Annotated in this window: 15 protein-coding genes; 10 read left to right on the top strand and 5 right to left on the bottom strand. The window is 73.5% G+C overall.

Annotated elements, in window-relative coordinates; genetic code table 11:
• On the top strand, positions 1-1,059 hold the full coding sequence (locus ACIQWA_RS35085; protein ID WP_402489634.1) for an ABC transporter substrate-binding protein: 1,059 nt from the start codon (positions 1-3) through the stop codon (positions 1,057-1,059).
• Positions 1,060-1,117: 58 nt separating this feature from the next.
• Here ACIQWA_RS35085 and ACIQWA_RS35080 read toward each other — a convergent pair whose 3' ends face one another.
• Both ACIQWA_RS35080 and ACIQWA_RS35075 read right to left on the bottom strand, forming a co-directional pair.
• Complete coding sequence (locus tag ACIQWA_RS35080) at positions 1,118-2,020, bottom strand: sucrase ferredoxin (RefSeq protein WP_402489631.1); 903 nt, start codon at positions 2,018-2,020, stop codon at positions 1,118-1,120.
• Positions 2,021-2,198: 178 nt separating this feature from the next.
• Positions 2,199-4,649 carry a DNA topoisomerase IV subunit A gene (locus ACIQWA_RS35075; protein WP_360237590.1) on the bottom strand — a complete coding sequence of 817 codons (2,451 nt, stop codon included), beginning with the start codon at positions 4,647-4,649 and terminating at the stop codon, positions 2,199-2,201.
• Positions 4,650-4,965: 316 nt separating this feature from the next.
• Here ACIQWA_RS35075 and ACIQWA_RS35070 point away from each other — a divergent pair, with 316 nt between their 5' ends.
• The 3 genes from ACIQWA_RS35070 (at position 4,966) to ACIQWA_RS35060 (ending at position 9,215) form a co-directional block, all read left to right on the top strand.
• Positions 4,966-6,312, top strand: a complete 1,347-nt coding sequence (locus ACIQWA_RS35070; RefSeq protein ID WP_360237592.1) for a pitrilysin family protein — start codon at positions 4,966-4,968, stop codon at positions 6,310-6,312.
• Positions 6,309-7,697, top strand: a complete 1,389-nt coding sequence (locus ACIQWA_RS35065; RefSeq protein ID WP_402489628.1) for a M16 family metallopeptidase — start codon at positions 6,309-6,311, stop codon at positions 7,695-7,697. Before ACIQWA_RS35070 ends, ACIQWA_RS35065 begins: the two co-directional genes overlap by 4 nt.
• A gap of 324 nt (positions 7,698-8,021) precedes the next feature.
• Complete coding sequence (locus ACIQWA_RS35060; RefSeq protein ID WP_402489625.1) at positions 8,022-9,215, top strand: RtcB family protein; 1,194 nt, start codon at positions 8,022-8,024, stop codon at positions 9,213-9,215.
• Between the two features lie 67 nt (positions 9,216-9,282).
• On the opposite strand, the gene ACIQWA_RS35055 is transcribed toward ACIQWA_RS35060, so the two are convergent.
• Positions 9,283-9,564 (bottom strand): HPr family phosphocarrier protein, encoded by a 282-nt coding sequence (locus tag ACIQWA_RS35055; RefSeq protein WP_360237598.1) that lies wholly within the window; start codon positions 9,562-9,564, stop codon positions 9,283-9,285.
• A 227-nt stretch (positions 9,565-9,791) separates the two neighbouring features.
• Here ACIQWA_RS35055 and ACIQWA_RS35050 point away from each other — a divergent pair, with 227 nt between their 5' ends.
• The 4 genes from ACIQWA_RS35050 (at position 9,792) to ACIQWA_RS35035 (ending at position 15,330) form a co-directional block, all read left to right on the top strand.
• Complete coding sequence (locus ACIQWA_RS35050) at positions 9,792-12,638, top strand: GNAT family N-acetyltransferase (protein ID WP_402489623.1); 2,847 nt, start codon at positions 9,792-9,794, stop codon at positions 12,636-12,638.
• A gap of 92 nt (positions 12,639-12,730) precedes the next feature.
• Complete coding sequence (locus ACIQWA_RS35045) at positions 12,731-13,330, top strand: DUF5998 family protein (protein WP_360237602.1); 600 nt, start codon at positions 12,731-12,733, stop codon at positions 13,328-13,330.
• Positions 13,331-13,424: 94 nt separating this feature from the next.
• Positions 13,425-14,612: a nucleotide pyrophosphatase/phosphodiesterase family protein gene (locus ACIQWA_RS35040; protein ID WP_360237604.1), complete on the top strand. Its 1,188-nt coding sequence runs from the start codon at positions 13,425-13,427 to the stop codon at positions 14,610-14,612.
• 61 nt (positions 14,613-14,673) lie between these two features.
• Positions 14,674-15,330 carry a thymidine kinase gene (locus tag ACIQWA_RS35035; RefSeq protein WP_360237606.1) on the top strand — a complete coding sequence of 219 codons (657 nt, stop codon included), beginning with the start codon at positions 14,674-14,676 and terminating at the stop codon, positions 15,328-15,330.
• Here ACIQWA_RS35035 and ACIQWA_RS35030 read toward each other — a convergent pair.
• A complete protein-coding gene (locus ACIQWA_RS35030) occupies positions 15,327-16,070 on the bottom strand; it encodes a VOC family protein (RefSeq protein WP_402489762.1) in 744 nt (247 codons plus the stop codon). The genes ACIQWA_RS35035 and ACIQWA_RS35030 overlap by 4 nt on opposite strands.
• Before the next feature lie 166 nt (positions 16,071-16,236).
• Between ACIQWA_RS35030 and ACIQWA_RS35025 the strand changes: the two genes are divergently transcribed.
• Entirely contained in the window at positions 16,237-17,112 is an 876-nt protein-coding gene (locus ACIQWA_RS35025) for a sulfurtransferase (RefSeq protein ID WP_402489621.1), read from the top strand.
• A 61-nt stretch (positions 17,113-17,173) separates the two neighbouring features.
• On the opposite strand, the gene sepH is transcribed toward ACIQWA_RS35025, so the two are convergent.
• Positions 17,174-18,253 carry a septation protein SepH gene (gene sepH / locus ACIQWA_RS35020; protein ID WP_360237610.1) on the bottom strand — a complete coding sequence of 360 codons (1,080 nt, stop codon included), beginning with the start codon at positions 18,251-18,253 and terminating at the stop codon, positions 17,174-17,176.
• Between the two features lie 517 nt (positions 18,254-18,770).
• On the opposite strand from sepH, the gene ACIQWA_RS35015 reads away from it, so the two are divergent.
• The gene (locus ACIQWA_RS35015) at positions 18,771-19,646 is read left to right on the top strand and encodes a hypothetical protein (RefSeq protein ID WP_402489618.1); all 876 of its coding nucleotides are present in this window, start codon (positions 18,771-18,773) and stop codon (positions 19,644-19,646) included.
• The last annotated feature ends 105 nt before the right edge of the window (positions 19,647-19,751 follow it).

Below are 19,751 nucleotides of genomic sequence, written 5' to 3'. Positions count from 1 at the left end.
ATGCGCAGATCCGTTGCCGCCGCCCTCGCCGCTGCCGCCCTGCTGCTCCCGCTCACCGGCTGCGCCAACGACGCCGCCACCTCCGCCCACGGCGCCGCCCCGGCCGGGCAGCAGGTCGACGGCCCCAAGGTCAAGATCATGGTCGGCGGCCTGGACAAGGTCATCTACCTGCCCGCGATGCTCACCCAGCGGCTCGGCTACTTCGCCGAGGCCGGCGTCAACGTCGAACTGCTCACCGAACCGGCCGGCGTCAACGCCACCACCGCACTGCTGGCCGGCGACGTCCAGGGCGCCGTCGGCTTCTACGACCACACCATCGACCTCCAGGCCAAGGGCAAGCACGTCGAGTCCGTGGTCCAGTTCGCCCAGGCCCCCGGTGAGGTCGAACTGGTCTCCACCAAGCAGGCCGACGCCATCAGGTCCGGCGCCGACTTCAAGGGCAGGAAGCTCGGCGTCACCAGCATCGGCTCCTCCACCGACTTCCTCACCAAGTACCTCGCGGTCAAGAACGGCGCCTCCGTCAGCGACTTCAGCCCAATCGCGGTCGGCGCCGGCCAGACCTTCATCGCCGCCCTCCAGCAGGGCAGCATCGACGCCGGGATGACCACCGACCCGACCGTCGCCACCGTCCTCGACAAGGGCCTCGGCAAGATCCTCTACGACATGCGCACCCCCGAGGGCTCGCGCCAGGCACTCGGCGGGCTCTACCCGTCCTCCTCGCTCTACATGAGCACCGAGTGGGTCGAGAAGAACAAGGACACCACCCAGAAGCTCACCAACGCCTTCGTGAAGACCCTCAAGTGGATGTCCACCCACAGCCCCGCGGAGATCGCCGCGAAGATGCCCGCCGACTACGCGCAGGGCGGCGCCGAGCAGTACGCGGCGGCCATCAAGTCCACCCTGCCGATGTTCACCACCGACGGGGTGATGCCCGCCGACGGGCCCAGGACCGTGCTCGCGGTGCTCGCCGCCTTCCACCCGGACGTCAAGGGCAAGGAGGGGACGATCGACCTGTCCAGGACGTACACCACGGAGTTCGTCGGCAAGGCGGCCGGCTGATCCCACCGCCCGCGGCGGTCCCGCGCCCACCCCCACGGGCGCGGGGCCGCCGTGCTGCTCAGATCCCCCGTACGGAGAGCACGTCCATCCGCGACGGCGTCCCCGCCGCCTTGCCGCAGCTCTCCGGACGCGCCGGCTCGCTCACCGACTCGATCACGTCCACCTCCCAGGCCCGGCCGTCCCGGTGGATCACCCCCACCAGCCAGCGGCCCGGGCCGTCCGGCCGCTGCGTCACGGTCAGCGCGTCCACCCCGGTCTCGCCGATCGCCAGCCGCACCGCGTGCTCGGCCGCCTGGCCCGGCCGCTCCCAGCCCGAGCAGCCCCGCGACCACTCCGGCACCATGTGCCCGGCCGCCGTCGCGGCCAGCACCTCCTTGGCGCTCTCCGGCGTCAGCCGCCCGTACGCGTAGCCGTATGGCAGCACCAGCATCGTGGGGGCGAAGCGGTGCCCGCCCAGGTGGGTGACCTCCCACACCTCGCTGTGCCCGGCCGCCGCCAGCTCCGCCGCCAGCGGACGGCCCAGCAGCGCGCAGCAGCGGTCCCGGCGTCCGTTGGTGCACACCAGCGCCAGCGGACCGCCGACGTGCTCCAGCCCGAAACCCTTGTGGTCACCGGCGCCCAGCGCCGCGAAGTCCAGCTCCAGCAGCTCCGCCGGATCCGCCACCTGCGCCCGGCGCACCCAGCCCCGGCCCGGCACCGCGTGCGCCACCACCACCTCGTGCCGCGCCGTCGGCAGGCAGTCCGCGTGCCGGCCGGGCCGCCGGATCAGGGCGACCCGTACGCCGGTACCCGCGGCGGCGGCCTCCAGCGCGCGGCCGACCGCCCCGTCCAGGTGGCTCTCGCCCAGGGCCTTCGCGCCCCAGGGGCCGTTCTGCTCCAGCAGCAGCCAGGTGGTCGCCACCGCCGCCGTCGCGGTCAACGGCTCCGAAAGTTCACGCGAGAGGGTCGCACAGGTGCTCACCCGGGCAAGGCTACCCCTGGCGGTCCGGCCCGGCCCTGGGGTCGTGGAGCGCCCGCGACCAGGCCCGGAGCCCTCCCACCCGAGGGCGGGACGGCCGCGGACACGCCGGCGGGCGGGGCGCCCGCAGGCACCCCGCCCTCCGCTCCCGTCGGCCCGGGAGTCGGCACGGGGCCGGCCGTCACGCCGGGCCGGCCACCACCGTGATCGGCGCCGTCACCGGGGTGCCCGAACCGTCCCGGCGCGGGTCGCGCTCCGGCAGGTCGACCGGCACGCCCTTGGCACCGGCGGCCCGGGCCGGGGCGGCACCCGCCCAGGCGAACACCAGGCCGTCCTCGCCGCGCAGGAAGCGCTGGCAGCGCACACCGCCGGTCGCCCGGCCCTTGCGCGGGTACTGCTCGAACGGGGTGACCTTCCAGGACGTCTGCTCGTCACCCGACAGCGTGCCCGAGGCGCCCGCCACCGAGACCACCACCGCGTCCGCACCCGGGTCCACCGCCGTGAACGACAGCACCCGGGCGCCGTCCGACAGCTTGATGCCCGCCATGCCGCCCGCCGGACGGCCCTGCGGACGGACCTGCCCCGCCGGGTAGCGCAGCAGCTGGGCGTCCGAGGTGATGAAGACCAGGTCCTCCTCGCCGGTGCGCAGTTCGACCGCGCCCACCAGCTCGTCGCCGTCCTTGAGGGCGATCACCTCGAACTCGTCCTTGTTCGCCGGCCACTCCGGCACCACCCGCTTCACCACACCCTGCACCGTGCCCAGCGCCAGCCCCGGCGAGGACTCGTCCAGCGTGGTCAGCGCCAGCACCCGCTCCCCGGCCTCCAGCCGCAGGAACTCCTCCACCGCGGCCCCGCCCGCCAGCGTCGGCGAGGGCATCGGCGGCAGCGCCGGCAGGTCGATCACCGGCAGTCGCAGCACCCGGCCCGCGGACGTCACCACACCCACGTCCGCCCGCGCCGTGGCCGGCACCGCCGACACGATCACGTCGTGCTTCGCCCGCTTCTCCGACAGTTCGAACGGCTCGCCGTCCGCCGTCCGCGCCAGCAGCCCCGTCGAGGACAGCAGCACCCGGCACGGGTCGTCCGCCACCTCCAGCGGCACCGTCAGCGCCGCCGACGGAGCCGCCCCCGCCTCCAGCAGCACCGTGCGCCGCTCCGTCCCGAACTGCTTGGACACCGCGCCCAGTTCGGACGACACCACACTGCGCAGCCGGGAATCCGACTCCAGGATCTCGGTCAGCTCCGCGATCTCCGCGTTCAGCTTCTCCTTCTCCTGCTCCAGCTCCACCCGGTCGAACCTGGTCAGCCGGCGCAGCGGGGTGTCCAGGATGTAGCCGGTCTGCGTCTCCGACAGCGAGAAGCGCTCCATCAGGCGCTCCTTCGCCTGCTGGGCGTTGTCACTCGACCGGATGACCGCGATGACCTCGTCGATGTCCACCAGGGCCACCAGCAGGCCCTCGACCAGGTGCAGCCGCTCCTCCCGCTTGCGGCGGCGGAAGTCGCTGCGCCGGCGCACCACCGTGAAGCGGTGGTCGACGTAGACCTCCAGCAGCTCCTTGAGGCCCAGCGTCAGCGGCTGCCCGTCCACCAGCGCCACGTTGTTGATGCCGAAGGTCTCCTCCAACGGCGTCAGCTTGTAGAGCTGCTCCAGCAGCGCCTCCGGCACGAAGCCGTTCTTCACCTCGATCACCAGCCGCAGCCCGTGCTCGCGGTCGGTCAGGTCCTTGACGTCCGCGATGCCCTGCAGCTTCTTCGCGTTGACCAGGTCCTTGATCTTCGAGATGACCTTCTCCGGGCCGACGTTGTACGGCAGCTCGGTCACCACGATGCCCTTGCGGCGCGCCGTGACGTTCTCGATCGTCGTGGTGGCCCGGATCCTGAACGTGCCGCGGCCCGACTCGTAGGCGTCCCGGATGCCCGACAGGCCCACGATCCGCCCGCCCGTCGGCAGGTCCGGACCGGGCACGAACCGCATCAGCGTGTCCAGGTCCGCGCTCGGGTGCTTGATCAGGTGCCGGGCCGCCGCCACCACCTCGGACAGGTTGTGCGGCGGCATGTTCGTCGCCATGCCCACCGCGATGCCCGTCGCGCCGTTCACCAGCAGGTTCGGGAACGCGGCCGGCAGCGCCAGCGGCTCCTGCTCGCTGCCGTCGTAGTTCGGCCCGAAGTCGACGGTGTCCTCGTGGATCGACTCCACCATCGCCATCGAGGCCGCCGTCAGCCGCGACTCGGTGTACCGCATCGCCGCCGGCGGGTCGTCGTTGCCCAGCGAACCGAAGTTGCCGTGCCCGTCGATCAGCGGCAGCCGCATCGAGAACGGCTGCGCCATGCGCACCACCGAGTCGTAGATCGACTGGTCGCCGTGCGGGTGCAGCCGGCCCATCACCTCGCCCACCACGCGCGCGCACTTGACGTGCGCCCGGTCCGGACGCAGGCCCATCTCGTTGGCCTGGTACAGGATCCGGCGGTGCACCGGCTTGAGACCGTCCCGCGCGTCGGGCAGCGCACGCGAGTAGATCACCGAGTAGGCGTACTCCAGGAAGGAGCCCTGCATCTCGTCCACGACGTCGACGTCGAGGATCCGCTCCTCGAAGTCTCCGGGCGGCGGGGTCTGCGAACTGCGGCGGGCCATCGCGGCGGGGCTCCCTTACGTGTCGCTGGCTGTGTCGTCGGCCGGACGTCGGCCGTCCGGTCCGGTCACCGGACGGGCTTCGCCGCCCCGGCTCCCTGATTCACCGTCCTGCCGCCGCGACCCGTCAACCGGGTGCGACCGACAGGGCACGGCGCCCCCATTGTGGACCCTCGCGCCGACACTCCCGGTCAGCGGCCCTCTTCCGCCCCTGGCGAACGCCGCTTCCGCGCGGACACAAACACGCCCCCCACGCGTTGCACCACAATGGGGGACGCCACACGAACCCCGACATCGACGACGGGAAGGACCCGAGCGCATGGCCAACCCGGCCCCCGCCTCCAGCCGAGGCATCGCCATCACCGAGCACCGCCTGGCCAACGGCCTGCGCGTCGTCCTCTCCGAGGACCGCCTCACCCCGGTCGCCGCGGTCTGCCTCTGGTACGACGTCGGCTCCCGCCACGAGGTCAAGGGCCGCACCGGCCTCGCCCACCTCTTCGAGCACCTGATGTTCCAGGGCTCCGCCAACGTCTCCAACAACGGGCACTTCGAGCTCGTCCAGGGCGCCGGCGGCTCGCTCAACGGCACCACCAGCTTCGAGCGCACCAACTACTACGAGACCATGCCCGCCCACCAGCTGGAGCTCGCCCTCTGGCTGGAGGCCGACCGGATGGGCTCGCTGCTCGCCGCCCTCGACGAGACGTCCATGGAGAACCAGCGCGCCGTCGTCAAGAACGAGCGCCGCCAGCGCTACGACAACGTCCCGTACGGCACCGCCTTCGAGAAGCTCACCGCGCTCTCCTACCCTGAGGGCCACCCGTACCACCACACCCCGATCGGCTCCATGGCCGACCTCGACGCCGCCACCCTGGAGGACGCCCGCGCGTTCTTCCGCACCTACTACGCGCCCAACAACGCGGTGCTCTCCGTGGTCGGCGACATCGACCCGGAGCAGACCATCGCCTGGGTCGAGAAGTACTTCGGCTCCATCCCCGCGCACGACGGCAAGCAGCCCCCGCGCTCCGGCGAACTCCCCGACACCATCGGCCGCGAACTGCGCCAGGAGCTCGCCGAGGACGTCCCCTCCCGCGCCCTGATGGCCGCCTACCGCCTGCCGCACGACGGCACCCGCGAGGCCGACGCCGCCGACCTCGCGCTCACCATCCTCGGCAGCGGCGAGTCCAGCCGCCTCTACAACCGGCTCGTCCGCCGCGACCGCACCGCCGTCGCCGCCGGCTTCGGCCTGCTGCGCCTCGCCGGCGCCCCCAGCCTCGGCTGGCTCGACGTCAAGACCTCCGGCGACGCCACGATCGCCCAGATCGACGCCGCCGTCGACGAGGAACTCGCCCGCTTCGCCGCCGAGGGCCCCACCCCCGAGGAACTCGAGCGCGCCCAGGCCCAGATCGAGCGCGAGTGGCTCGACCGGCTCACCACCGTCGCCGGCCGCGCCGACGAACTCTGCCGCTACGCCGTCCTGTTCGGCGACCCCAAGCTGCTGAACGACGCCCTCCCCAAGGTCCTCGACGTCACCGCCGAAGAGGTCCAGGCCGTCGCCAAGGCCCGGCTCCACCCCGACAACCGGGCCGTCCTCGTCTACGAGCCGACCGCGACCGCCGCCGACGACGCTTCCGACGCCGCTTCCGAAGAGGAGGGTGCCGCCGTATGAGCACCGACTACGTCCCCGCGATGACCTTCCACCCCCAGCCCCAGCCCGGCACCCCCAGCCCCTGGGCCTTCCCCGCCCCCGAGCGGACCGCCCTCGGCAACGGCATCACCGTGCTGCACTGCCACCGGCCCGGCCAGCAGCTGGTCGCCGTCGAGGTCCTCCTCGACGCCCCGCTCGCCGCCGAGCCCGAGGGCCTCGACGGCGTCGCCGCCATCCTCGCCCGCGCCCTCAACGAGGGCACCGACACCCTCACCGCCGAGGAGTTCGCCGGCGAGCTGGAGCGCGCCGGGGCCACCCTCGACGCCCACGCCGACCACCCCTGCATCCGGGTCGCCCTCGAAGTCCCCGCCTCCCGGCTCCAGCGCGGCCTCACCCTGCTCTCCGACGCCCTGCGCGCCCCCGCCCTCCCGGCCGAGGAGATCGAGCGCCTCGTCGCCAACCGCCTCGACGAGATCGTCCACGAGCAGGCCAACCCCGCCCGGCGGGCCGCCAAGGCCCTCTACGCCGAGCTCTTCGAGGCCGCCGACCGCCTCTCCCGGCCCCGCAGCGGCACCGCCGACACCGTCAAGTCGATCGACCGGGCCGCCGTCAAGGCCTTCTACGACGCCCACGTGCGCCCCGCCACCACCACCGTCGTGGTGGTCGGCGACCTCACCGGCGTCGACCTCCCCGCCCTGCTGGAGAGCACCCTCGGCACCTGGACCGGCACCGCGGCGGAGCCCTCCACCCACGCCCCGGTCACCGGCGACGACCGCGGCCGCGTCCTCATCGTCGACCGCCCCGGCTCCGTCCAGACCCAGCTGCTGATCGGCCGGATCGGCCCCGACCGCCACGACCCGGTCTGGGCCGCCCAGATCCTCGGCACCTACTGCCTCGGCGGCACCCTCACCTCCCGCCTCGACCGCGTCCTGCGCGAGGAGAAGGGCTACACCTACGGCGTCCGGGCCTTCGCCCAGCCGCTGCGCTCCGCCGCCGACGGCAGCGGGCGCTCGCTGCTCGCCATCAGCGGCTCGGTGGACACCGCCTCCACCGCCCCCGCGCTCGCCGACACCTGGACCATCCTGCGCACCCTCGCCGCCGAGGGCCTCACCGACGCCGAGCGCGACGAGGCCGTGCAGTTCCTGGTCGGCGTCGCGCCGCTCAAGTACGAGACCGCGGGCTCGGTCGCCGGCACCCTGGCCGACCAGGTCGAGCAGTACCTCCCCGACGACTACCAGGCCGAGGTCTACCGGCAGCTGGCCGAACTGCCCACCGCGGCGGCCACCGAGGCCGTGGTCGCGGCCTTCCCGCCGGACCGCCTGGTCACCGTCCTGGTCGGCGACGCCGCCGCGATCGAGGCGGACGTGCGGGCGCTCGGGATCGGCGAGGTCACCGTCGTCAGCTGACGCCTTCCGCTGTCCCCTCCGGCCCGGTGGAGCGCCTTCGCTCCGCCGGGCCGGACGCGTTCTTAAATCCGTTGCGGGCCCGGCCCGTTCCGTGGATAGATGTTCCCCGACGCACAACACGTGCGAACTGCGAGCAGCGAAGGGAGGCGGTCACCATGCGGGTCGAGCAAGCCATACGACGGCGCTCCCCGAGACCGTCCCTCCCCTGCTCCGCCCTGGCCGCCTGAGCGCAGTCGCCCCCTGAACTTCCCCGAGCCGCGCCGGGATTCTCTTTCGCGCGGCATCCCTTTCCCTAACCACCCGACCTCTGGAGGTCGTTCACCCATGTCGTACACCGAAGTACCCGGCATCCGCGTCCCGATCCGGATGTGGACCGACCCGGCGACGGTCGAGGGCGCGGCCCTCCAGCAGCTGCGCAACATCAGCTCCCTGCCGTGGCTGCACGGCCTCGCCGTGATGCCGGACGTCCACCTGGGCAAGGGCGCGACGGTCGGCTCCGTCATCGCGATGAAGGACGCGGTCTGCCCGGCGGCGGTCGGCGTCGACATCGGCTGCGGGATGAGCGCGGTGAAGACCTCCCTCACCGCCGCGGACCTCCCGGACGACCTCTCCGCCCTGCGTTCCAAGATCGAGCAGGCCATCCCGGTCGGCCGCGGCCTGCACACCGACCCGGTCGACCCGGCCACGCTGCCCGGCTTCCGCGCGGAGGGCTGGGACGACCTCTGGCAGCGCTTCGACGGCATCGCGGAGGACGTCAAGTGGCGCCGCGAGCGGGCGATGCAGCAGATGGCGACGCTCGGTGGAGGAAATCACTTCATCGAACTGTGTGTCGATACGACCGATGCGGTCTGGCTGATGCTGCACTCCGGATCGCGCAACATCGGCAAGGAGCTGGCCGACCACCACATGAGCGTCGCCCGCGCCCTGCCGCACAACCAGGGGCTGGTCGACCGGGATCTCGCGGTCTTCCTCGCGAAGACGCCGGAGATGGCCGACTACCGCCAGGACCTCTTCTGGGCGCAGGAGTACGCCAAGAACAACCGGGCGGTCATGATGGCGCTCTTCCAGGACGTGGTCCGGCGCGAGTTCGCCAAGGCGCAGGTCACCTTCGACGAGGTGATCAGCTGCCACCACAACTACGTCTCGGAGGAGCGGTACGACGGCGTCGACCTGCTGGTGACCCGCAAGGGCGCGATCAGGGCCGGCTCCGGTGACCTCGGGATCATCCCCGGCTCGATGGGGACGGGCTCCTACATCGTCCGCGGCCTGGGCAACGCGGCGTCGTTCAACTCCGCCTCGCACGGCGCCGGCCGCAAGATGAGCCGCACCGCCGCCAAGAAGCGGTTCACCGCGCGCGACCTCGCCGAGCAGACCGCGGGCGTGGAGTGCCGCAAGGACAGCGGCGTGGTGGACGAGATCCCGGGCGCCTACAAGAACATCGAGAAGGTCATCGAGCAGCAGAAGGACCTGGTCGAGGTGGTCGCGCACCTCAAGCAGGTGATCTGCGTGAAGGGCTGACAAACGGCCGAGGCCCCCGGGGGCGATCCCGGGGGCCTCGGTCAGGTCACACGTGGCGCGCGGGGGCTCAGGCGGCGGCCGGGAGCTCGTCGAGGCCTTCGGAGACCAGCTTGGCGAGGCGGTCGAGGGCCTCGTCGGCGCCGGGGGCGTCGGAGGCCAGGATGACCTCGTCGCCGCCCTGGGCGCCCAGGGCGAGCAGGCCGAGCATGGAGGCGGCGTTCACGGGGTTGCCGCCCGGCTTGGCGATGGTGATCGGCACGCCGGTGGCCGTGACGGCCCGGACGAAGACGGAGGCGGGACGGGCGTGCAGGCCCTCGGCCCAACCGATGGTGACGCGGCGCTCAGCCATGAGACGTGCCTTTCCGGTGAAGCTGGTCACGGCCGTGCTCGGGCGAGCGGGGGGAACGACCGTGTTGTCTAGACCAGTGTTGCACGCAGGCAACCCCGGCGAGGCGCCGCGTTCGGGACTTGTGATTGTTTCTTTTCGGGGCATAAGGCCCGGCCAGTGGCCCTGTCCACCCTGCCGTGAGCGCGCGCCCGGCGCCATTCGGCCCGCCGCCGGATAGCCTGACGAATGTGGAAGACCCCGCGGTGGCGAACCCCGCGCAACCCGACTATCCGCAGCACTGGGAAGCCGACATCCTGCTGCGCGACGGCGGCACGGCCCGGATCCGGCCGATCACCCCCGGCGACGCCGGGCGGCTGGTGGAGTTCTACGAACAGGTCTCCGACCAGTCCAAGTACTTCCGCTTCTTCGCCCCCTACCCGCGGCTCTCCGACAAGGATGTCCGCCGCTTCACCCACCACGACTTCGTGAACCGGGTCGGCCTCGCCGTGGTGATCCGGGACCACTTCATCGCGACCGTCCGCTACGACCGGATCGACGCCGACGGTCGCCCCTCCGACCACGGCACCGACGCCGAGGTCGCCTTCCTGGTCCAGGACGCCCACCAGGGCCGCGGCGTGGCCTCCGCGCTGCTGGAGCACATCGCGGCGGTGGCCCAGGAGCGGGGCATCCGCCGCTTCCAGGCCGAGGTGCTGCCGGAGAACCGCAAAATGGTGAAGGTCTTCACCGACGCCGGCTACACCCAGCGCCGCAGCTTCGCCGACGGCGTGGTGCACCTGGAGTTCGACCTCGAACAGACCGACCGCTCACTCGCCGTGATGCGAGCCCGCGAGCACCGCGCCGAGGCCCGCTCGGTGCAGCGGCTGCTCACCCCGCGCTCGGTGGCCGTGATCGGCGTCTCCCGCAATCCGCAGACCGTCGGCCGGGCCCTGCTGCGCGACCTGCTCGGCAGCTTCGACACCGGGTTCGAGAGCCGGTACGAGTCCAAGGGCGCCCCGCGCACCGTCTACGCGGTCAACCGCAGCGCCCCGCCCGGCACCGAACTGGACGGCGTCCCGGTGCACCGCTCGATTCTGGACATTCCCGGGCCGGTCGACCTCGCGGTGATCGCCGTCCCCGAGAGCGTCGTCCCGGCGGCCGTCGCCGAGTGCGGCGCGCACGGCGTGCAGGGCCTGGTGGTGGTCACCGCCGGCTACGCCGAGACCGGCCCGGAGGGCCGCGACCGCCAGCGCGCCCTGGTCCGCCAGGCCCGCGCGGCGGGCATGCGGGTGGTCGGCCCGAACGCCTTCGGCCTGATCAACACCGACCCCGACCGCCCGCTGAACGCCTCGCTCGCCCCGCACCTGCCGGACCGCGGCGGCTTCGGGATCTTCTGCCAGTCCGGGGCGATCGGCGTAGCCCTGCTGGAGTCCGCCCACCGGCGCGGCCTCGGCGTCTCCTCCTTCGCCTCGGTCGGCAACCGCTCGGACGTCTCCGGCAACGACTTCCTCCAGTACTGGGCCGAGGACGAGGCCACCGAGGTGGTGCTGCTCTACCTGGAGTCCTTCGGCAACCCGCGCAAGTTCACCCGGATCGCGCGCCGGCTGGCCACCGCCAAGCCGGTGGTGGTGGTCAAGGGTGCCCGCCACACCGGCAGCCTGCCGCCCGGCCACGCCGTCCCGGCCACCGCCACCGGCCTGCAGGACGCCACCGTGGACGCGCTGTTCGAACAGGCCGGGGTCACCAGGGTGGCGACCATCACCGAGCTGTTCGACACCGGCGAGCTGCTCGCCCAGCAGCCGCTGCCGCCGGGCGACCGGGTCGCCGTGGTCGGCAACTCCGACTCGCTGGGCCTGCTCACCTACGACACTTGCCTGAGCGCCGGGCTGCGGCCGCGCACGCCGGTCGACCTCACCACCGCCGCGACCGGGGAGAACTTCCGGATCGCCCTGGACGTCGCGCTCAGCGACCCGGCCGTGGACGCGGTGATCGCCGTCGCCATCCCGCCGATCGGCACCTCCGCGCACGCCTTCATGGGCGGCCGGCTGACTGGCCCGGGCGTTCCGGAGATGGGCTCGGACGACCCGGAGATCGCCACCGCCCTGCTCGAAGCGGGCGAGCGGGCAAGGGAGTTGGGCAAGCCCCTGGTGCTGGCCCACCTGGCCCTGACCGACCTGCCGACCCGGCTGCGCCCGGGCGGGATCCCGGCCTACGCGGCGCCCGAGCGGGCCGTGCGCGCCCTCGCGCACGCCGTGCACTACGCCGAGTGGCGCCGCCGCACCGCCGCGGCGGAGGAGACGGCACGCGTCCCCGACCTGGACCGGATCGACCAGCCCGGCGCCCGCGCCCTGGTGGACGCGGCGCTGAGCACCCGGACCGCGGTCGCCGCGCGCACCCAGCCCGGCGGTGCCCGGATCACCCTGTCCGACTCCGAGGCCCGGCTGCTGCTGGCCCGCTACGGCATCGACGTCTCGCCCACGCTGCCCGCCCCCGACGAGCAGGAGGCCGTCCGGGCCGCCGAGCAGCTCGGCTACCCGGTGGCCCTGAAGGCGACCGCCCCGCACCTGCGCCACCGCCCCGACCTGGGCAGCGTCCGGCTGGACCTGACCGGCGAGGAGGGCCTGCGCCGCGCCCACCGCGAGCTGGACGCCCTGCTCGGCGGCGCGGCCGGCGCCCAGCTGGTGGTGCAGCGGATGGCCCCGCGCGGAGTGGACACCGTGATCGGCGCCACGGTCGACCCGGCCGTCGGCGCGATCCTGTCCTTCGGCCTGGCCGGCGCCCCCGCCGAGCTGCTCGGCGACGTGGCCCACCGCCTCGTACCGGCCACCGACCAGGACGTCGCCGGCCTGATCCGCGAGGTGCGGGCGGCACCGCTGCTGTTCGGCTGGCGCGGCGCCGAGGCGGTGGACACCGACGCGCTGGAGGAACTGCTGCTGCGGGTGTCGCAGTTGGTGGACGACCTACCGGAGATCGCCTCGGTGGACCTCGAACCGGTGGTCGTCGCCCCGCACGGGCTGGCGATCCTGGGGGCGCGGGTGCGGGTCGCCCCGCTGCCCGTCCGCAGCGATCTGGGCCCGCGCGCGATGGACACCCTGTAACCTTCCTTGGTTGCGCCTGCCCGTGGGCGCTGATGTCCGAAGCTCGGCGCCGCGCCGCCCGCTTCGTCGGCGGACCATGCCAGGATGGAGTTATGGCGAAGACCGGTACCACCACCACTCAGGACCTGCGCTCGGCGATCGAGCGCAGTGGCTACTACCCGGCCCTGGTGTCCGAGGCGGTCGAGTCCGCGGTGGGCCCGGAGCCGATCAGCTCCTACCTGGTGCACCAGGAGACGACCTTCGACTCCAACGAGGTGCGCCGGCACGTGACGGTGCTGGTGCTCACCCCGACCCGGTTCGTGGTGAGCCACACCGACGAGCAGTCGGGCGACGCCGGCAGCCCGGCCGTGCCGTTCGCCACCACCTCGACGGAGAGCGTCCGGCTGGACCGGATCGGCTCGGTCGTGCTGAGCCGGATGGTGGCGAACCCGGAGACGTACACGCCCGGGACGCTGCCGCGCGAGGTGGTGCTGACCATCGGCTGGGGCGCGGTCCAGCGCCTTGACCTGGAGCCGGCCGGCTGCTCGGACCCGAACTGCGAGGCCGACCACGGCTACACCGGTTCGGCCACGGCCGACGACCTCTCGCTGCGGGTGAGCGAGGCCGGGGACGGCCCGGAGACGGTGGCCCAGGCGCTGCTGTTCGCCCGGGCGCTGTCCGACGCGACGATCGACAACGGCCCGCGGGTCTGAGGTCCCGGCCGGGCCCCGTCGCGCCCGGCCACCGAGCCCCGCCGTTCCAGATCGCGTGCCCGCCCGCGGTCCCGCCCGCTACGAATCCGGTTCCATGTCCTTCGCACCCCCCGACGGCTTCGACGCCTTCGAGATCCTCGACCCGGCCGACGCCCCCGCGCCCCCGTACGGCAGCGGCTCGCTCTGCGACCTGCTGCCCTCGGTGGCGGCGGGCCTGGGCGTCCCGGGGTTCACCGCGACGCTGCCGATCGCCCCGGCCGACCGGGCGGTGGTCTTCCTGGTGGACGGCCTGGGCTGGGAGCTGCTGCTGCGCCACCCCGAGTACGCGCCGTTCCTGTCCTCGCTGGCCGGCAGCTCGCTGGGCGGCTCGGGCCGTCCGCTGACCGCGGGCTTCCCGTCGACCACCGCGACCTCGCTGGCCTCGGTCGGCACGGGCACGCCGCCCGGCCTGCACGGCCTGGCCGGGTACACGGTGGCGGTGCCGGGCGCCGACTACCTGATGAACCAGCTGCGCTGGCAGCCGCACACCGACCCGCAGGTCTGGCAGCCGTACCCGACGGTGTTCGAGCAGACCCACCGGGCCGGGGTGGCGACCGCCCAGGTGTCCTCCCCGCTGTTCGCCCAGACCCCGCTGACCAGGGTGGCGCTGTCCGGAGGGACCTTCCTGGGCCGCACCACCGGCGAGGAGCGGATGGACCTGGCCGCCTCCTGGCTGGCCGAGCACGACCGGGCGCTGGTATACACCTACGTCAGCGAGCTGGACGGCGCGGGCCACCGCTTCGGGGTGGACTCCGACGAGTGGCGGATGACGCTGGACGCGGTGGACCGGCTGGCCCGCCGGCTGGCCGAGCAGCTGCCGCCGCGGTCGGCGATGTACGTGACGGCCGACCACGGCATGATCGACATCGCCCCCGAGGACCGGATCGACTTCGACGAGGACTGGGAGCTCGGTGCCGGTGTCGCCCTGCTGGGCGGCGAGGGCCGGGCCCGGCACGTGTACGCGGTGCCGGGTGCCGCGGCCGACGTGCACACGGTCTGGAGCGAGGTGCTGGGCGACCGGATGTGGGTGGCCACCCGGGACGAGGCGATCGCGGCGGGCTGGTTCGGCCCGACCGTGGACGAGCGGGTGTACCTGCGGATCGGCGACGTGGTCGCCGCGGCGCGCGACGACATCGCGATCATCGCCTCCCGCAACGAGCCCGGCGAGTCCGCGATGATCGGCCTGCACGGCTCGATGACCCCGGTCGAACAGTTCGTGCCGCTGCTCGAAGTCCGGGGCTGAGGCGGACCCTTGACCCCTTCGCGCCCGAACCCCCTTGATGTGAAAGGCCCTTGCTCCACCCATGGCTGAACTGGTGTTCTTCTCGGGCACGATGGACTGCGGCAAGTCGACGCTGGCGCTGCAGATGGACCACAACCACTCGGCGCGCGGCCGACAGGGCGTCATCCTGACCCGCAACGACCGGGCCGGCGCCGCGACCGTCTCCAGCCGGCTGGGCCTGCGCACCGACGCGGTCGAGGTGACGGACGACTTCGACTTCCACGGGCACGTGGTGCAGCGGCTGTCGGCGGGCGGCCGGGTGGACTACCTGATCTGCGACGAGGCCCAGTTCTTCGCCGCCGAGCAGGTGGACCAACTGGCCCGGGTGGTGGACGAGCTGGACATCGACGTCTACACCTTCGGCATCACCACCGACTTCCGCACTCGGCTGTTCCCCGGTTCGCAGCGGCTGATCGAGCTGGCCGACCGGGTGGAGGTGCTCCAGGTCGAGGCGCTCTGCTGGTGCGGCGCGCGGGCGACCCACAACGCCCGTACGGTCGGCGGCGTGATGGTGGTCGAGGGCGCCCAGGTGGTGATCGGCGACATCTCGGTGAGCGAGGACGAGATCGGCTACGAGGTGCTGTGCCGCCGCCACCACCGCCGTCGGATGACCGCCGCGACCGCTCGCGCCTCGGTGCTCTCCCCGGACGTGCTGCCCTTCGAGGAACAGCAGGCCTAGCCTGCCGCTTCGAGCACCGAGAAGTGCCCGCCCTGGGGGTCGGCCAGCCGGGCGGCGCGGCCGCGGGCGGTGTCGTGCGGTTCGACCAGGACGCGGCCGCCGAGCTCGACGGTGCGACGGGTGGTCAGTTCGGCGTCCCGGACGGCGAAGTGGGTGCGCCAGCGCGGCGGGTGGCCGCGCAGGTCGGCGCGGTGGCGGATGCCCGCGACCGGGCGCCCGTGCACCAGCAGTGCGCTCTCGTCGGCAGCGGGCCGGACCGGCCGGTCGAGCACCGTGCCGTAGAAGACGGCGGCGCCGTCGGCGTCCGGGGTGAGCAGTTCGGCCCAGGCGGGGCCGCCGGGCTCCGTCCCGGCCTCCCGGCCGAGGTGTTCCTCGGCCTGCCAGAGGCCGAAGACGGCGCCGGAGAGGTCGGCGGCGATGGCCATCCGCCCGGCGTCGTCGGCCTGCAGCGGCCCGACCGCGACGGTGCCCCCGCACTCGCGCACCAACTGGGCGGTGCGGTCGGCGTCGTCCACGGCGAAGTAGGTGGTCCACTGCACCGGGAAGCCGGTGGTGCTGGAGACGCCGAGGCCGGCGACGGGAGTGCCGTCGAGCTCGGCCCGGACGTAGGCGCCGAGTTGGCCGGGCCCGGGGGAGTACGTCCAGCCGAGCAGGTCGCCGTAGAAGGCGCGCGCGCCGGGCAGGTCGTCGGTCAGCAGGCTGACCCAGCAGGGTGTGCCCTGGGCCAGTCGGAGTTCCACCGCGGGCAATGCGGGCCTCCTCACGGGTGTTGGGCGCACGGAGATCCGGGCGCGCGAGGGTGATGCTTCCACTCTGGCGCGTGCCCAACCCTCGACCCGCGCGGAAAGTCCGGCAAAGAGCGCACAAAGAGCCGTGGTTCGGGCGCGCTGCGCGACAATGGCCGGCATGACCACCTTCAACGACGGTTCCCCGCTGATCTCCGCGGCCGAGCTGCGGGAGGCGCTCGCCTCCACGCGGCCGCCGGTGCTGCTGGACGTGCGCTACCAGTTGGTCGGTGCCGCGCCGGGCGGCCCGACCGCGGCCGAGGAGTACCGGGCCGGGCACCTGCCCGGTGCCCACTTCGTCGAGCTGGACCGGGACCTCGCGGCCCCGCCGGGCGCCCCGGGCCGGGGCGGGCGCCACCCGCTGCCGGATCCGGAGGAGTTCGGCGCGGCGATGCGCGGCTTCGGGGTGAGCTCCGGGCGTCCGGTCGTGGTGTACGACGGTGCGGCGTCGATGGCGGCGGCGCGGGCCTGGTGGCTGCTGCGCTGGGCCGGGCACCCGAACGTCCGGGTGCTGGACGGCGGCTTCGCGGCCTGGCGGGCGGCCGGGCTGCCGGTGACGGCCGAGCTGCCGGAGCCGGCGGAGGGCGACTTCAAGCCCGTACCGGGGAAGTTGCCGACGCTGGACGCGGACGGTGCCGCGGCCCGGGCGCGCAGCGGTCTGCTGCTGGACGCCCGGTCGGGGGAGCGCTACCGGGGCGAGAGCGAGCCGGTGGACCCGCGGGCCGGACACATCCCGGGCGCGGTGTCGGCGCCGACCGCCGAGAACGTCGGCCCGGACGGCAGGTTTCGCCCGGCGGCCGAACTGCGGGCCCGGTTCCGGGCGTTGGGCGCGGGGGAGGGGGAGGTCGCGGTGTACTGCGGTTCGGGCGTGACGGCGGCGCACCAGATCCTGGCGATGGAGGTGGCGGGCCTGGACGCGGTGCTGTACCCGGGCTCGTGGAGCGAGTGGTCGAGCGACCCGGGCCGCCCGGTGGCGGTGACCGACCAGCCGGGCTGAGCCCGGACGTGCCGGAGGGGCGGGAGGCCCGGCCTCCCGCCCCTCCGGCACGCGTGGGGTGCTACTCCTGCTTCTTGCGCCGGCTGCCGAAGACGATCTCGTCCCAGCTGGGCACGGTGGCCCGGCGGCCGGGCCGGACGCCGTCCGCCTCGGCCTGCCGGTCGGTGGTGCCGACCAGGCGTTCGCGGTGCGGGGCGACGGCGCGCGGCATCAGGATGTCGGCGTAGGCGGAGCCCGCGCCGACCGCCGGGGCGGCGGCCGCGGCCGGTTCCTCGGTCTCCTCGGCGACCTCGGCGGGCACCGGTTCGATCGGGGCGGGGCCGCCCACGGCGAGGTCGCCGCGGAAGGCCGGCACGACGTCGAGCAGGCTGGTCAGCGAGTCCCGGGAATCGGCGGTGGCCTCGCGCGACTCGCGGACCTCGCGGGCCGACATGATGCGGTCGGCGGAGGGCCGGTCGATCATCGGGCGGGGCGGCCGGTCCTGGGGGAGCCGGGCGATCCGCGGGATGAACGGGAAGACCGAGTCCTCCTCGCGCTCGACCGCCTCGCCGATCAGCGCGCGGGCCTCGTCGTCGTTGGGCTGGACCAGGCGCCGGGGCGGGTCGTACGTCCAGGACGCGCTGCGGCCCTCGCCGTCGGCACGGTAGGAGAGGATGACCTCCCAGGTGCCGTCGTCGCGCCGCCAGGAGTCCCAGCGTTCGGTGTCCTTCTCGGCGCCGCGCAGGGCGAGCCGCTCGGCGACGGCCTCGCCGAGCTGCGGCCCGGGGGACTCGCCGTTGCGGCGGATGGCGGTCTTGCGGGCGCGCTCGGCCATGAAGGCGCGTTCGGCCAGGACCGGCCCCTCGAAGCGGCGGACCCGGTCGACGGAGATGCCGGCGGCCTGGGCGACCTCCTCGGCGGAGGCTCCGGCTCGTATCCGGGCCTGGATGTCCCGGGGGCGGAGGTGGCTCTCGACCTCGATCTCGATCTGGCCGAGGCGCGGCCGGTCGCCGCGGATGGCGGCGCGGAGCCGCTCGTCGATGGGGAGGGTGTACTCCGTGCTGTCGGCAGCCTTGAGCACCAGCCGTGTGCCGTCGTTGCTGACGGCCACAACCCGCAGTTCGGGCACGGTCACCTCCCGGGTTGTGCCTGCCGACGTCACCTGCGTCGCTGCTCCCGTACTGAGTGTGGCCTGCCCACTCGCGACTGGCCACAACCTTGCTGAGTTCCCCGGCGTGTCGGGCTTACGCCCGGCCACGCCGCTGTGGCACGGTTGCCTTTTTGCCACGCCATCCGTCGACGTCGCGCCTGGGCGTCCCGGCCGTCCTCGCACGCGGAGTGTTCGCGACGATCCGGGACCGGCGTCGCCGTGCGTGCCCGCTCAGTGGCTCTTCGTCAAGCTGCCGGTGAAGGCACAGTCGACAAGTCGACCCAAGGCTCGGGCTTTACGAACAGTACTCCATTCGTGGCATCCGGAGGGGCGGCTCGCCGCTCAAGTCTCCCGCGATTCACGGGAATCTCAAGAGCGTGCGCCCCCGACGGCGGACCACCGGCGGATGAACGGTGATCATCTTCACACAATCCGGGAGCGGAGAACCGCATTTTCGTCCCTTGTGTCCTTCTTTGGGCAAGATGGAGTGGCTTGTTCGAGTTGCAGTCGTACGGACCGAGGGATGTTGATGTCGGAGCGGAACCCCGCCGAGGAGGGCGGCAAGGAGGAGCGCAAGCGGCTCGACCTGAGTGTGGCTCAGGTCGTGGCGAGTGCGCTGGCCGCGGTGGTGGGCGCGCTGCTCGCCTCCGAACTCGGCGTGTACGGCACGATCATGGGCGCCGCGGTGGTCAGCATCGGGGCCACCACCGGCGGCGCGGTGTTCCAGCACGTGTTCCGGCGGACCGGTGAGCAGCTGCGCGAGGCGGTGGACCGCGGGCCGAACCAGACGGTGAACGGCCTGCGCCAGGTGCCGGTGGAGCAGCAGCTCCCGGCTCAGGACCCGGCCCAGCACCCGGCGCAGGAGTCGGCCGGGCCGCCGGTGATCACCTCGGAGTGGAGCGCGCCGCAGGTGGTGCGGGCGCGCCGGCGGCTGGGCTGGCGGGGCTACGCGGCCGTCTCCGGCCTGGTCTTCGTCCTGGCGATGACGCCGATCGTGGCGTTCGAGCTGGTCACCGGGCAGCCGGTGTCGGCGACGGTGAAGGGCGAGTCGGGCGACGGGACGTCCTTCGGCGGCACGGTGACGCGCAAGGACCCGCCGCCGCAGGACGTGCCGTCGCAGCGCCCGTCCACCGGGTACGGCTCGCAGGACGTGCCGTCCGGCGGGGCCTCGGCCCCGGCGACGACGCGGCCGGGCCGGGAGCCGACCGCCACCCCGAGCAGCGGTGCGAGCGGGAGCGCCTCGCCCTCGGCGGGCCCGAGTTCGAGTGCGAGCCCGTCGGCCGGCGCCTCGCCGTCGGCGGGCGGCTCGGGCGGGCCCACCGGTGAGGCGACCCCGCAGCCGCCGGTGCCGAGCGACGCCCCGGCGAACGCGACGGTGCCCCCGCCCGCCACCGCGACCCCCTGACTCCCCGACTCCCTAGTAGTACTTCGTTAGGTCAATTTGATCTTGGTGGTCGTGGTGGTGCATGCTGCGGTCTGTGGATCTTGGTGAGGTGGAACGGCTCCGCGA

This window comes from Kitasatospora sp. NPDC098652 (genome assembly GCF_044760155.1).
Taxonomy (GTDB): domain Bacteria; phylum Actinomycetota; class Actinomycetes; order Streptomycetales; family Streptomycetaceae; genus Kitasatospora.
The sequence above is the reverse complement of the archived record's forward strand: the minus strand, read 5'-3'. Positions and strand labels throughout refer to the sequence as shown.

What these genes read in the sequence shown, in the direction of transcription:
- ACIQWA_RS35065 (WP_402489628.1), top strand. Translation starts at nt 6,309, where the DNA reads ATGAGCACCGACTACGTCCCCGCGATGACCTTCCACCCCCAGCCCCAG.
- ACIQWA_RS35015 (WP_402489618.1), top strand. Translation starts at nt 18,771, where the DNA reads ATGTCGGAGCGGAACCCCGCCGAGGAGGGCGGCAAGGAGGAGCGCAAG.
- ACIQWA_RS35070 (WP_360237592.1), top strand. Translation starts at nt 4,966, where the DNA reads ATGGCCAACCCGGCCCCCGCCTCCAGCCGAGGCATCGCCATCACCGAG.
- ACIQWA_RS35075 (WP_360237590.1), bottom strand. Translation starts at nt 4,649, where the DNA reads ATGGCCCGCCGCAGTTCGCAGACCCCGCCGCCCGGAGACTTCGAGGAG.
- ACIQWA_RS35025 (WP_402489621.1), top strand. Translation starts at nt 16,237, where the DNA reads ATGACCACCTTCAACGACGGTTCCCCGCTGATCTCCGCGGCCGAGCTG.
- ACIQWA_RS35085 (WP_402489634.1), top strand. Translation starts at nt 1, where the DNA reads ATGCGCAGATCCGTTGCCGCCGCCCTCGCCGCTGCCGCCCTGCTGCTC.
- ACIQWA_RS35040 (WP_360237604.1), top strand. Translation starts at nt 13,425, where the DNA reads ATGTCCTTCGCACCCCCCGACGGCTTCGACGCCTTCGAGATCCTCGAC.
- ACIQWA_RS35035 (WP_360237606.1), top strand. Translation starts at nt 14,674, where the DNA reads ATGGCTGAACTGGTGTTCTTCTCGGGCACGATGGACTGCGGCAAGTCG.
- ACIQWA_RS35045 (WP_360237602.1), top strand. Translation starts at nt 12,731, where the DNA reads ATGGCGAAGACCGGTACCACCACCACTCAGGACCTGCGCTCGGCGATC.
- ACIQWA_RS35060 (WP_402489625.1), top strand. Translation starts at nt 8,022, where the DNA reads ATGTCGTACACCGAAGTACCCGGCATCCGCGTCCCGATCCGGATGTGG.
- ACIQWA_RS35055 (WP_360237598.1), bottom strand. Translation starts at nt 9,564, where the DNA reads ATGGCTGAGCGCCGCGTCACCATCGGTTGGGCCGAGGGCCTGCACGCC.